This is a genomic window from Clostridium bowmanii (genome assembly GCF_018861315.1).
Taxonomy (GTDB): domain Bacteria; phylum Bacillota; class Clostridia; order Clostridiales; family Clostridiaceae; genus Clostridium_AD; species Clostridium_AD bowmanii.
Window position 1 is genome coordinate 46,667 of the sequence record NZ_JAHLDL010000022.1, and the last position, 12,257, is coordinate 58,923.

General features: G+C 31.7%; 13 protein-coding genes. 2 read left to right on the forward strand and 11 right to left on the reverse strand.

From position 1 onward, the window contains the following. Window positions 1–90: 90 nt before the first annotated feature. From KPL51_RS14935 to KPL51_RS14955, 5 genes are all read right to left on the reverse strand, one after another. Complete coding sequence (locus tag KPL51_RS14935) at window positions 91–1,500, reverse strand: sensor histidine kinase (RefSeq protein ID WP_216163146.1); 1,410 nt, start codon at window positions 1,498–1,500, stop codon at window positions 91–93. Next, window positions 1,493–2,065 (reverse strand): ANTAR domain-containing response regulator, encoded by a 573-nt coding sequence (locus tag KPL51_RS14940; protein ID WP_216163148.1) that lies wholly within the window; start codon window positions 2,063–2,065, stop codon window positions 1,493–1,495. The genes KPL51_RS14935 and KPL51_RS14940 overlap by 8 nt, the downstream gene beginning before the upstream one ends. Window positions 2,066–2,103: 38 nt before the next feature. After that, window positions 2,104–2,547: a EutP/PduV family microcompartment system protein gene (locus tag KPL51_RS14945; RefSeq protein ID WP_216163151.1), complete on the reverse strand. Its 444-nt coding sequence runs from the start codon at window positions 2,545–2,547 to the stop codon at window positions 2,104–2,106. A gap of 20 nt (window positions 2,548–2,567) precedes the next feature. Next, entirely contained in the window at window positions 2,568–2,912 is a 345-nt protein-coding gene (eutS, locus tag KPL51_RS14950; protein WP_216163153.1) for an ethanolamine utilization microcompartment protein EutS, read from the reverse strand. A gap of 183 nt (window positions 2,913–3,095) precedes the next feature. After that, a complete protein-coding gene (locus KPL51_RS14955) occupies window positions 3,096–4,265 on the reverse strand; it encodes a 1-propanol dehydrogenase PduQ (protein WP_216163155.1) in 1,170 nt (389 codons plus the stop codon). 268 nt (window positions 4,266–4,533) lie between these two features. Between KPL51_RS14955 and KPL51_RS14960 the strand changes: the two genes are divergently transcribed. Continuing rightward, window positions 4,534–5,700: a lipase/acyltransferase domain-containing protein gene (locus KPL51_RS14960; RefSeq protein ID WP_216163157.1), complete on the forward strand. Its 1,167-nt coding sequence runs from the start codon at window positions 4,534–4,536 to the stop codon at window positions 5,698–5,700. 233 nt (window positions 5,701–5,933) lie between these two features. On the opposite strand, the gene KPL51_RS14965 is transcribed toward KPL51_RS14960, so the two are convergent. The 3 genes from KPL51_RS14965 to KPL51_RS14975 form a co-directional block, all read right to left on the reverse strand. Further along, on the reverse strand, window positions 5,934–7,328 hold the full coding sequence (locus tag KPL51_RS14965) for a sensor histidine kinase (RefSeq protein ID WP_216163159.1): 1,395 nt from the start codon (window positions 7,326–7,328) through the stop codon (window positions 5,934–5,936). After that, window positions 7,309–8,019, reverse strand: coding sequence for a response regulator transcription factor (locus KPL51_RS14970; protein WP_216163161.1), 711 nt, complete (start codon window positions 8,017–8,019; stop codon window positions 7,309–7,311). Before KPL51_RS14970 ends, KPL51_RS14965 begins: the two co-directional genes overlap by 20 nt. A gap of 129 nt (window positions 8,020–8,148) precedes the next feature. Continuing rightward, a complete protein-coding gene (locus KPL51_RS14975) occupies window positions 8,149–8,631 on the reverse strand; it encodes a hypothetical protein (RefSeq protein ID WP_216163163.1) in 483 nt (160 codons plus the stop codon). A 219-nt stretch (window positions 8,632–8,850) separates the two neighbouring features. Here KPL51_RS14975 and KPL51_RS14980 point away from each other — a divergent pair, with 219 nt between their 5' ends. Beyond that, window positions 8,851–9,006: a hypothetical protein gene (locus tag KPL51_RS14980; protein WP_216163165.1), complete on the forward strand. Its 156-nt coding sequence runs from the start codon at window positions 8,851–8,853 to the stop codon at window positions 9,004–9,006. Between the two features lie 98 nt (window positions 9,007–9,104). Here KPL51_RS14980 and KPL51_RS14985 read toward each other — a convergent pair whose 3' ends face one another. The 3 genes from KPL51_RS14985 to KPL51_RS14995 are packed head-to-tail and all read right to left on the reverse strand — an operon-like array spanning window position 9,105 to window position 12,240. Continuing rightward, window positions 9,105–9,959 carry a sugar ABC transporter permease gene (locus KPL51_RS14985; protein WP_216163167.1) on the reverse strand — a complete coding sequence of 285 codons (855 nt, stop codon included), beginning with the start codon at window positions 9,957–9,959 and terminating at the stop codon, window positions 9,105–9,107. Between the two features lie 11 nt (window positions 9,960–9,970). Then, on the reverse strand, window positions 9,971–10,900 hold the full coding sequence (locus tag KPL51_RS14990) for a carbohydrate ABC transporter permease (protein WP_216163170.1): 930 nt from the start codon (window positions 10,898–10,900) through the stop codon (window positions 9,971–9,973). 56 nt (window positions 10,901–10,956) lie between these two features. Beyond that, complete coding sequence (locus tag KPL51_RS14995) at window positions 10,957–12,240, reverse strand: sugar ABC transporter substrate-binding protein (RefSeq protein ID WP_216163172.1); 1,284 nt, start codon at window positions 12,238–12,240, stop codon at window positions 10,957–10,959. Window positions 12,241–12,257: the final 17 nt, after the last annotated feature.

Genomic DNA, 12,257 nt, shown 5'->3' on the forward strand with positions numbered 1-12,257 from the left:
CTGTTATCCATATTAAATTTTAAAAACCTAATCTTTCATATATATTACAATCAATAAAAGTTACTATAAATAATTTTTATTAGTTTGCTCTTAATTCTTAAAATCAAATAAAACCTTAGTTCCATCTAAGTCTGAAGCTATATTAATATTTCCATTTAGCTTCTCCACAACTATACTTTTTACTATACTAAGTCCTAGGCTATTTTTCCTTACATTATTTATGTCAAAACCTATGCCATTGTCAACTACAGTAATGGTAGAATATATTTTGCTTTTTTCAATAATAAGATCTATATTTCCAGAAGGTTTGTCTATAAAAGCATATTGCAAAGAATTTTGAAGTAATTCATTTACTACAAGGGCTATTGAAGTTGCTTTATCAGAACTTACTTTAAAATTATCTCCAATTAAATTCACTTCAATATTTTTATTAGCTACATTAAAATATCTTATAGCATTATTTTTTATATTAGTAATAACTTCTTGTATATTTACTTCATCCAAACCTTCCTTAGACAATAATTCATGTGTAGCTGCTATACTTAAAATTCTATTCATGCTTTCATTTAATGCATCTTTAGTCTGCTGGCTATCACTTCTTCTTGCTTGAAGTCTAAGTAGACTTGCTATCGTCTGTAGATTATTTTTCACTCTGTGATGAATTTCTTTAATAGCTACAGATTTTAAAATTAATTCCTTGTCTTTTTCCTTCATCATTGTTATGTCCCTAATCATAGTAACCAGTTTTAGATTTTTATCAGTTAATATTATTCTCTTAACTTTAAAAAAATATTTTCCTAAATGCACTTCACATTCATTAGAATTAGGTGAACTCATTACTTCCACAAAATTAGTATCATCTAAAGCTAAATTGTCATAATCCATGCCTATTAGGGTTTCTTTATAGCCAAGTTTTTTGTATAATAAATCGGCAATAGGATTTTTAAACCTAACTACTCCTTCTTCGTCAAAGATAATAACTGCTTCATCTAAGTGATCTGCTATGTTATTTTCATTTTCTGTAGAAGATACTAAGGTATTTGCTAGCTGCTCGTAGCCTTGTGCCAACATTTCCATATGTTTATTTTTATTTATTTTTTCTGTTATGTCCTTTTCTACTATTAGAACTCCTATAATTTTCCCATTATTCTCTATAGCGGAAACAGTTTGCCTAACACTTATATTCTCTTGAGTTAAAGCCTTGAGATCTTTTGTTGCTATGCCAAGATCCAGTGTTCTAAGCACAGCAGGCTCATTATCTCTTAATGCTAGCTCACCTACTACAGTTTTTTGATACAAGGAAGGTCTATTAATAGGTTTTGCCTCAGCTACAACTATTGCTTCATCTGCTTCTCTAGTTGGGCAATCTATAAAAACATCTGCATTTAAAATATCCGCAAAAGATTTAATACAAGATGACATTTGCTCTATTTTAAAAATATCATCTTCATCTAAATTAGTGTACATTCTGCATAGTTCATATATATTCCCACTATTCATAACTCATTATTATAGCCTCAGCTATATCTCCCATTGAACATCTTTTATTCATACTAAGGGTTCTAATCTGGTCATAAGCCTCTTGCTCTGTAATTTTATCCCTTTGCACCAAAAGACCCTTAGCTTTTTCAATGACTTTTCTTCCCTCTAACTTACTACAAGCTTTTTCAATATCTATTTTTATTTTCTTTATTTCTGCACTTTTGGATATAGCTACCTCCAAGCTAGGTATAAGTGATTTTTCATCTATAGGCTTAACTATGTATCCTATAGCACCCACTTTAGTAGCCTTTTCTACAAACTCTTTACCACTATAAGCTGTGAGTAATACAATCCCACTAGCTAAATTTTCGTTTTGTATTATTTTAGCTGCGTTTAAGCCATCAAGAAGAGGCATCTTTATATCCATAAGCACTAAATCAGGCAGATGTTTTCTACACAATGCTACTGCATCAAATCCATCTGAAGCTTCTCCTACAACATTGTATCCAGCAGCTTCTAACATTTCTCTTAAATCCATCCTTGTAATAGGCTCATCATCGGCTATTACTAATCGTTTACTCATCTTTCACCTCATAAAATAAAAATAGATTATTAAAAAGCTTAATTTATAATATAATTCTTTAAATCTTCTAACCCGGATCTATCAAAAGCACTTACTTTAAAAATTCTTTCTACTCCTGCGCTTATTAGAACTTCTTCTGCTGCTTTTATCTTGTTTTCATCTTTGCACAAATCGATTTTTGTAATAATTCCAATAACCGGTTTTGAAAACATACTAGAAAAGCTTGGCGGAAAAATACTACCTTCCTCGCTACAGTCCTGAACCATAGCGATTACATCACTATCTACTGAAGTAACTATAAGCGCCCTGTAATAAGATCTGTTTTCAATATACTCACCCGGAGTATCTATAATTCCATCAATAATTCCATCCAAAATTTCAACTGTCTGAGTTTTTTTATAATTTAGTGCTTCCTCATTTAATGCTTGAGTCAAGGTAGTTTTACCACAACTGGTCTTTCCAATCAACATTAACGTTTTCATTTCACACCTCTAAGTTCTAGTTAGGATTTAGTTATCTTACATTCAGAAAAATTAAGTATACTAGTAAGAACCTTTATAACTTCACTAAGTGCCGACTCTACACTGCCAACATCACCAACTATAACTACTGAGCCACTAAATCTATCTACAAACCCAATTGATACATCAGCCGACTTTGTTGCCACATCTGCAGCTATAATAGCTGCCTCACCAGGTGTTATAGTAAGTATTCCTAGGGCATCCTTATGTTCTGATGTAAGACCTAATTTTTTATATAAATCCTTGTTGGGATTTGCAATTAAATGAGCTAATGTAACTTGTTTTCCTGGAACATATTCTTGTATTACTCTTTGTCTTTCTTCCATAGCGTTCACAAATCCTTCCAATTTTTACAAAAATAGAGGCTTCTTAAAAATATAATTATATTTTTAAGAAGCCTCATTGCTTTCTCTAAAATTCACACGCCATTGTGCAACTCATATCTAAATATTATACTTTTTATTCTGGTTTGTCAATATGAAAAAACTGCAATTTAAAAGTTTTTTAGATTAGTTATTATAAAAAACCTTTTGAAATAAAGCTATTACCTCATCTTGAGTGGGCACCCTTGGATTTGTTTCAGTACATCTATCCTCCATAGCTATTTTAGATATTTCCACAACTTCCGCTTCAAAGTCTTCTGCCTTTAATCCTGTTTCACTTAACGATGTAGGTATTTTAAATTCTTTAAGCAACTTATTTATAGCTAATATTAGACTTTTTACCCCTTGTCTAACATTTGATGATGGCAAACCCAATATTTTTGCTATTTCGCAGTATCTAATAGCAGCTTCTGTATAACTCGTTGAACTATACCCTTTTAAATCTGCATTATATTCTATTACATATGGTAGTAATATAGCATTAGTTCTTCCATGAGATATATGGAATTTTCCACCAACAATATGTGCCATTCCATGATTTAATCCCAGTGATGCATTATTAAATCCTATTCCAGCCATACACGAAGCATTGTGCATCTTCTTTCTTGCTCCTATGTCATTACCATTCTTATAAGCTCTGATTAAATTTTCAAAAACCAGTTTAATGGCTTTTTCTGCAAAGGCATCTGTATAATCTGTTGCCTTTGTAGAAACATAGGCTTCTATAGCATGAGTTAGTACATCCATACCTGTATCTGCTGTTATAAAATTTGGTACAGTTGAAACAAGTTGTGCATCTAATATAGCCTCGTCCGGAAGTAATTCATCTGATATCAACGGATATTTTATATTTTTGCTTTTATCCGTAATAACAGAAAAACTTGTCACCTCAGAGCCTGTACCACTAGTTGTAGGTATAGCTATAAATTTAATTTTATTATTACTTTTAACACCACAATCAGTACGTTCTTGCACTTTAGAACTAAAAGAACATATGGCCTTAGCTGCATCTATAGCAGAGCCACCACCTAATGCAATAACTACCTCTGGGTTAAATTTCATCATAACCTCGATTCCTTTTACCACTACTTCTATTGGTGGATCTGGTACAATATCTGAAAATACTAGGTGCTGGGCATCACCTTTTGAAACTTCATCAGTAATTTTATTTATGGCACCTGACTTTACCATAAAAGGATCCGTAACTATAAATACCCTTTTACAATTAAGCTTACTTAATCTTTCTAATGAACCATCCCCAAAATATATCTGTGTTTTAATATTAAAACTTTCCATTAATATTCTCCCTTCGCAATAAAATAAAAAAAGCCCCATAGGATTTAATTCCCATGGAGCTACATTGCTCATAAAATACACTTCATTGTGCATAATAAAAATATAAAATTATATTATAACTTAAATCTTATGTTTTAAATTATGATATGTCAAGTGTTATTAATTTAATTCAATTGAATAAATTAACATTTCACTTAATTATTGAATATAATGTTTTTAAGTTGTATAATTTAATTGACTAGTCAGTACAGTTATGAGGGGGATTTTCATGAAAAAAATACTATGTAGCTTCTTATGCTTTGTATTTTTATTTAATTCAATTGCATTTAACTTCCAAATTAAAAATGTTTTTGCAGAAGAATTGTATAAAAGTAAAAACAGAGAAATTATAATATTTATACCCGGCATAATGGGAACAGAACTTTATTATGATACAGAAAGAGTATGGGTACCAAATACTAAATCAATAACCTCTTTTTTTAAAAGTTTAGCATCCTTAGTTTGCGATGAAAATGGAAATCCATTTATGCAAGATATTGAAATAGGAGCACCATTAACGGATTATTCAGATCTCTTAAAAGAAAAAATAGAGAATACCGATAAATACGAAGTTCTTATGTTTGGATATGATTGGAGACTTGATAACAGCATTAATGCAGATAGATTAAAAAAATTTATAGATACTAATACAGATAGCGACCAAAAAGTGTCAATTATAGCACACAGTATGGGTGGTCTTATTACTGCTAAATATATTGCTAACGGTAATTCTAAGAAAATCAATAAATATATTTCTATAGGAGTACCCTATTTAGGCGCACCAAAAACATTATATATGTTAGAAACAGGAAATATTGAAGGTTTCAGTAGTACAACCCTTAGTAGAACTTTAAATTATCAAATATCAAATATGAGATCTTTATATCAGTTGCTTCCTACAAAGCAATATTTTAATAAACAAAATAATTATTATATTAATAAAAATATAATCACTAATACAACTTCGTCAAAAAAAGCTATTAAAACAAGCATAAAAACTTTTAATGAAAGTGAAAATTTCATAATAGATAGAAAAATATCATTGTATGCTAAAGAACATTTAAAGAATGCTGAAGATTTCTATAAATCTTTAGAACCAGTTCTGTTTAAAGGCAAGTATGCACTAAATAGTGTAGATTCATACTTTATAATTGGCAATGGACAAACAGGTACTATAGGAAAAATAGAAGAACAATATGAAATAAAGAATGCTATAACTAAATTTAAGAAATGCACTGTTTTATCCAATACTGAAGGAGATGGTACTGTACCATTATATAGTGCAACTATTGGTGGAAGAACTAATCCCAACAAAACTTTTTATGTTAAGGAATTTCATTCTGAATTATGTAATAACGAAAAGGTAATTAGTCAAGTTTTGAATATACTCAAATAAAATTGCCACATGGGTGGTAATAGAGGTGCCACCCACGTGGCAAGTGTCAATTTTATAAATTATTTTTTAATTTCATTAACATAAACCGATGTAGCGGTAGCTTGCATAGGATAAGACTCCTTTACTGCACCCTCTATATAAATTTCTACATGATTGTGAAATTTTCCTCATGGAATTAGAGGGCCTATCTTCTAGAGATAGGGCCTCTAATTATTATAAACTTTGATTTTATTTTAAATCTCAAACCAAACCATAGTGCCTGTTCCTTTTTCGCTTTCTACTCCATATTTAAAGCCATGTGATTCAAAAATAGTTTTTACAATAGTAAGCCCTAAACCACTCCCTGTGGATTTTATGCCCTCTATTTTATCTGTTTTATAAAATCTGTCCCATATATGTTTTAAATCTTCTTCCGATATTCCTATTCCCGTATCCGTAACTTCAATCCTTAGGTTTTTTTCGTTTTCTATTTCCCTTATATTTATATGTCCACCACTTTTAGTGTGGTTAAAAGCATTATTTATAAGGTTATACATAACCTGTTCTATTCTTACTTCATCAGCTTCTACTACTTTATCTAGATTATTTTCAAAAGCTATATCCACCCCAGTTTTCTCACTTAAAATTTGAAATTTAGCTATGACTCTTTCCAAAAGCTCACTTATATTAAACTGCATTTTATTCAAATTAATATACCCAGCTTGTATTTGAGATAAATTAAGAATGTCATCAACAATTTTTGAAAGTCTTTCTGATTCCTCAATAATAATTTCAAGCTGCTTATCCCTCTTTTGCGGAACATTTCCTGTAACATCCCTAATGGTCTCTGCATAGCCACGGATAAGACTTAAGGGTGTACGTAATTCATGAGATACATTAGCAATTAAATCCTTTCTAAGTTGTTCAATTTTCGATAATTCCTCTCCCATGTAATTTATAGTCATTGCAAGTCTTCCAATCTCATCTTTGCCTTTTGATTTTATTTTTACTGAAAAATTACCTGAAGCCATTTTCTCAGAGACTTTTGTAATTTCAAGTATAGGTTTAGTAAAACTTCTAGATAAGAAATAAGCAAGTATGAAAGCTATAAAAAGAAGAATTAATGTAATATAAAATAGTTGCACTTTCAATATGGATACTGTATCTTTCACAGGTGCTAGTGGCATGCTTATAATAAGCCCACCTTTAGACTCATTTTGCACATTATAAGGTAATCCAATTAATATAAATGTAGTTTGAAATTTGGGATGAATTAGTGATAAGGTTACTTCTTTTCCTGAATGTATAGCATTAATAGCTTCAAGCCTTGAATTATTCATCATCATCATAGGCATCTGAGAATTTACACCATTTGAGCCTGCACTATAAAGTGTTTCTCCTTTTGAATCCAGAAATTCAACGTTAGAATTTGTTTTACTGGCAAAGGTTTCAAAAGTACTTTCCAAGTTCTCCCCACTTTTCACATCTAACCCACTAAGAATAGAGTAGCCTTTGTTTTTCACCTCTGAAATCTTTATCCCAGTATAGAATTTTTCTAAAAATACAATTTGGAAAAGCCATAACAAAAGGAGCATCACCACAACAAGTGCTATCATACCTGACCATAGTTTAAGAGCTATGCTTTTCATTTTTTTCACCCACCTCAAACTTATATCCTGTTCCCCATACTGTAACAATAAATTTCCTATATTCACCTATACTCTCTCGTAACATTTTTATATGTGTGTCTACAGTCCTGTCATCACCAATAAAGTCATAGTCCCAAACCTCATTAAGCAGTTGTTCTCTAGAGAATACTCTATTAGGGTTGTTAGCAAAAAAAGTAAGCAAACTATATTCTTTAGGAGTAAGTGTAATTATATTGCCATTTACATAAGTATTTCTTGAATCAAATTCTATAACAAGCCCTTGGAAAGATACTGTATTTTCTTTTTTAGCTTCAAGGTCAATGCTAGAACTTCTTCTTATTATTGCCTTCATACGTGCAAGAAGTTCCTTGGGACTGAATGGTTTTATCATGTAATCATCCACACCAAGCTCAAAACCGAAAAGCTTATCATATTCCTCTCCCCTTGCAGTAAGCATAATTATAGGCACATCAGAGGTCTTACGTATTTCCCTACATACACTCCAACCATCTATTTTAGGCATCATAACATCTAATATAATCAATGAATATTTATTCTGTTTGAATAGCTCTAGTGCTTTTACACCATCGGCTGCTTCATGTATATCATACCCTTCTAAGCTGGTATATTCTTTTATCATATCTCTCATGCGTTCTTCGTCATCAACAAGAAGTATTTTTTCATTATCCAATTAAATCCACCTCCTTCTTATAGAACCTATTATACTATAATTTCCTGAGTAAAACTAAGCAAAACTACTGAAATATAGTTATATACTTCAGTAGTTTTATTGGCTTACTAATGCAAACCTTTGATATTCTTATTTTGTAGTTCCTTCTGTTGTAACTGCACATCCATCACCATTACGTTGTCCTGATCCTTGACCCATACCTCGACCCATTCCTTTTCCTCGTCCTTGCCCTTTCCCAAAGCCTGTGCCATTCATTTTACCTATTCCCACACTGCCTGCTCCATCACAAGTTAGCTGATTAGTCTTGATATCATTATAAATTTTGTCCGCCTCTGCCTGAGTTAAGTTACCATCTTTTACTCTTTGATCTAGTATTACTTTTTTCTGCTTCAGTGACTCAGCTTTAAACTCATCTAACTTGCCTGCTTCGCTTGCAATTGTTCCATAAGTTTTTCCAGAAGTTCTCTCTTTTGCAACCTCTTCTACTGTTTTCCCTGTTAAGCCTGCCGTTATATCAGCTGGTGACTTTGTAGCTACTACTCCAAAAACAACGCTGGTACTAAGTACACTTACTACCGCAATAGATAAAACAACTTTTTTAATATTTTTCATAAAACACTCACTCCTCATAATTTTTTATTTACTTTATATATTTAGTATAAGGGGCAATTGTGATAGAAGTATGATAGAACTTAGAACTAATGGTGAAACTTTACTAATAATTAATCCCATACAATAATTAATACTTGTTCATAATCATTGATAAAACTTAAAATAAGGGTTATAGTGTAATTAATAAGTTGATACTATTTAAAAAGGAGAGGATAATTAATGCCTGATAAAGAAAAAAAACTAAGTCCAGAGGAAATATCAAAGATAGAAAAAGCTAAACTTGAAGAGGCAAAAAAAGTTGCTAATTACGAACAACCACCATCTGATTCTGAGTTTGAAATATGTGGCCCTTTAGATTGTGACAAACAACTTTAAACCAGCTAAAAAAAACAATCTCTTTACCTAAATTAATTTAGATAAAGAGATTGTTTTTTTTAACCTTAGGTTTTAACCTACTTTATCAATTCTATTTATTAACCCTTAACACTACCTACGGTTAATCCACCAACAAGGTATTTAGATAGACAAATAAATAAAATCATTACAGGTAAAGCTGTAATTAAGGCCCCTGCAGAGTAAATACCCCATGCAGTTGAAAATTGTCCTTGCATACTTATAAGTCCAACGGGCAGTGTTAATTTTCCCGTTTCATTAATGATTACACTGGCAACTATATATTCAGACCAGGCTCCCATGAATGAGAACAATGCTGTTAATGCAACAGCAGGCTTTGCAAGTGGTAATATTATCTGGTAAAAAGACCTAAATACTGAAGCTCCATCTACGTAAGCACTCTCTTCAAGAGACTTAGGAATAGTATCATAAAAACCCTTCATCATCCAAATGTTAAAAGGAATTGAAGTAGATACATAGATTATTGCCAAGGCAATATAGCTATTTGTCATCTTTAAATTAATTATCATTAAATACAATGGTAACAAAGTCATAGCTAATGGAAACATCTGAGTAACTAAAATCAAGGATAACCCCATTTTTTTGCCTCTAAATTCAAACCTAGAAAATGCATACCCAGCTGTAACAGAAACTAATACACTAAAAATGCAGGCTGCAGTTGATACAATTAAGCTATGAGTAAGCCAGCCTAACAAATTATATTGTATAAAAGCTTGTCTGAAATTGTCAAATGTTGCATTAGGGGGAATTATACTTAAAGATTTAGTATATATTGCATTTGCTGGTCTTAAAGATACTTGTAATATAGTTAATATTGGATATATTGAGCATATACAAGCAACTATCAAAAATGCATATATCAATATTATTTTTGAAAGAGAATCCCCTCTATTGAATCTATCACTTTTCTTCATACAAATCCCCTCTAATCTTCTGATTTTTGAGCTCTAATAAAGAATGTACTAAATGCGAGCAAAATTAAGAATATAATTACTGAAAGTGCTGCTGATTGGCCATACCTGAAATATTGGAATGCTCTTTTAAATACCATAGTTATAAGAATCTGAGATTCATCTGAAGCTGAACCAGTAGTAATTATGTATATTACATTAACCATATTAAATGTCCATACTGTTCCCAGTATTATAGCAGGGGTAAGTATTGGCTTTAAAAGTGGTAATGTTATATTTTTAAATTTTTGAAAACCTGTTGCTCCATCAAGATCTGCAGCTTCATATAACTCCTCTGGAATACTTGTAAGTCCGCCAAGTGATATCATCATCATAAAAGGAATTCCAAGCCATATATTAGTTATAATACATGCTACAAAGGTCCAACTTGGTACGGATAGCCATGGAATTGCTGCTGCACTTCCAAAAAGCTTTGTTAAAATAATATTAATAGAACCGTATTCCACATTATACATGCCCTTCCATGTCATCGCAGCTATGTATTGTGGTACTGCCCAAGGTAGGATAAGTAAAACTCTTATAAATGCTTTACCAGGTAATTTTCTGTTTAAAACTATTGCAAGAAATAATCCAAAGGCAACATGGAAAAATACATTGATAGCAGTCCATAATATTGTTCTAATTAAAGTTGAATAAAATAAACTATCAGCAAGTATATTTTTGTAATTATCAAAGCCGATCCAAGGATATTTCTGACTTTTCAAATTTAATAACGTAACATTTTTAAAGGAAATTACTATTTCATATATAAGTGGATAAGCTACAACAAGTACTAAAATTATAGTGGCTGGTGCTAAAAAAAAGAAAGGTGTCATCTTACTTTGTCCTATTCCTACACTACTATTGTTTTTTTTCTTTTTTATTTTTTTAACAGTACCGTCCATGTGATTGCTCCTTTCTTAGAAGAAAAAGGGGATTTCTCCCCTTTCTTAAATGAAAATTATAGTCCTAAAGCTTTTATTCCATCGATAGCTTTCTTCTGCATAATTGCTCCTGCAGCTTCTGGCTTTGTTTTTCCTGATAATACGTCTTGTTGAACTGGTTTAAGAGCATCCCAAATAGCTCTCATTTGTGTAATAATTGGCATTGGTTTTGATAGTGCTAATTGATCCTTTTGTCCTGCTATTAATGGATTTCCTGTAATCTTAACATCTTTCATAGCCTCAATATTAGTTGGAGTTTGTTGATGTCCATCAACCATTTTCAATTGTGAATCTTTTGAATTTACAAATAAAAGGAAAGTTTTAACTGCTGCTAATTTATCTTTGTCAGTTACTCCTGCAGATACTGTATATCCTTTAACAGCTGAGTATGGAGCTGGAGATTTACCGTTTATTGTAGGTATTGGCATTATACCAAAGTCGATTCCAGCTTTAGTATAGTCTGCAAATCCCCAAGGTCCGTTGAGCTCAAATGCGGCTTTTCCACCTTTGAAGAGGTTGTCAGCTACTGTTCCATCTGCTTCTTTAGGAATTAAGCCTTCAGTGTGAATCTTTTTCATGAAAGTCATCCACTGAGCAACAGCTGGTGTATCTAATGTTGGTTTTGGTGTTGCTGCGTTAACATCATCAAATACTTCTCCACCAAATGCTCCGAGGAAAGGAATTGAGAAAAATGGTTCTACTTCATTGAATACTAGACCATAATCAACTTTTCCTTCTTTTTTAAGTTTTAATCCCATTGCTTCTAACTCTTCAAAAGTTTTTGGAGGAGTTGGAACTAGTTTCTTATTGTAAGCAATTAAAAGTTCATTACCATTTCTATCTGGAAGCATATATTGTTTTCCTAAAAATTTAGCAGCTTCTAATGCTAATGGATCTATTTGAGCCATAAAATCTGCTCCAAGAATAGTATCAATAGGTTGTACTAAACTACCTGGAACAAATACTCCAAGGTTATCATTTGGTCCAAGAACTATATCAGGGCCTGTTGTCCCTAGTGATGCTGTTGTATAATTTTTTCTCAATTCTTCAGTTTCATAATGTGTTCTCTTAACTGTTATGTTTTTGTTTGCAGCTTTAAATTCAGTAATCAATCCATCAAGAGCCTTTTGTGTTGTAGGGTCATCTGCTTCCCATATAGCTAAACTTACAGGTTTAGTTGATTCTACGACAGCTGTTGTTTTTTCAGGTGTAACTGCTGCCTTTTTTGTACACCCAGCCATTGATCCTACTACTAAAGTAGATATCATAGCCATAGCTATTATTAGTTTGATTTTTTTCATTTTTTTTCCCCCTTAAT

Excerpts from the sequence above, each read along its gene's own strand:
- KPL51_RS14935 (WP_216163146.1), bottom strand. The coding sequence starts at position 1,500 with ATGAATAGTGGGAATATATATGAACTATGCAGAATGTACACTAATTTA.
- KPL51_RS14940 (WP_216163148.1), bottom strand. The coding sequence starts at position 2,065 with ATGAGTAAACGATTAGTAATAGCCGATGATGAGCCTATTACAAGGATG.
- KPL51_RS14945 (WP_216163151.1), bottom strand. The coding sequence starts at position 2,547 with ATGAAAACGTTAATGTTGATTGGAAAGACCAGTTGTGGTAAAACTACC.
- eutS (WP_216163153.1), bottom strand. The coding sequence starts at position 2,912 with ATGGAAGAAAGACAAAGAGTAATACAAGAATATGTTCCAGGAAAACAA.
- KPL51_RS14955 (WP_216163155.1), bottom strand. The coding sequence starts at position 4,265 with ATGGAAAGTTTTAATATTAAAACACAGATATATTTTGGGGATGGTTCA.
- KPL51_RS14960 (WP_216163157.1), top strand. The coding sequence starts at position 4,534 with ATGAAAAAAATACTATGTAGCTTCTTATGCTTTGTATTTTTATTTAAT.
- KPL51_RS14965 (WP_216163159.1), bottom strand. The coding sequence starts at position 7,328 with ATGAAAAGCATAGCTCTTAAACTATGGTCAGGTATGATAGCACTTGTT.
- KPL51_RS14975 (WP_216163163.1), bottom strand. The coding sequence starts at position 8,631 with ATGAAAAATATTAAAAAAGTTGTTTTATCTATTGCGGTAGTAAGTGTA.
- KPL51_RS14980 (WP_216163165.1), top strand. The coding sequence starts at position 8,851 with ATGCCTGATAAAGAAAAAAAACTAAGTCCAGAGGAAATATCAAAGATA.
- KPL51_RS14985 (WP_216163167.1), bottom strand. The coding sequence starts at position 9,959 with ATGAAGAAAAGTGATAGATTCAATAGAGGGGATTCTCTTTCAAAAATA.
- KPL51_RS14990 (WP_216163170.1), bottom strand. The coding sequence starts at position 10,900 with ATGGACGGTACTGTTAAAAAAATAAAAAAGAAAAAAAACAATAGTAGT.
- KPL51_RS14995 (WP_216163172.1), bottom strand. The coding sequence starts at position 12,240 with ATGAAAAAAATCAAACTAATAATAGCTATGGCTATGATATCTACTTTA.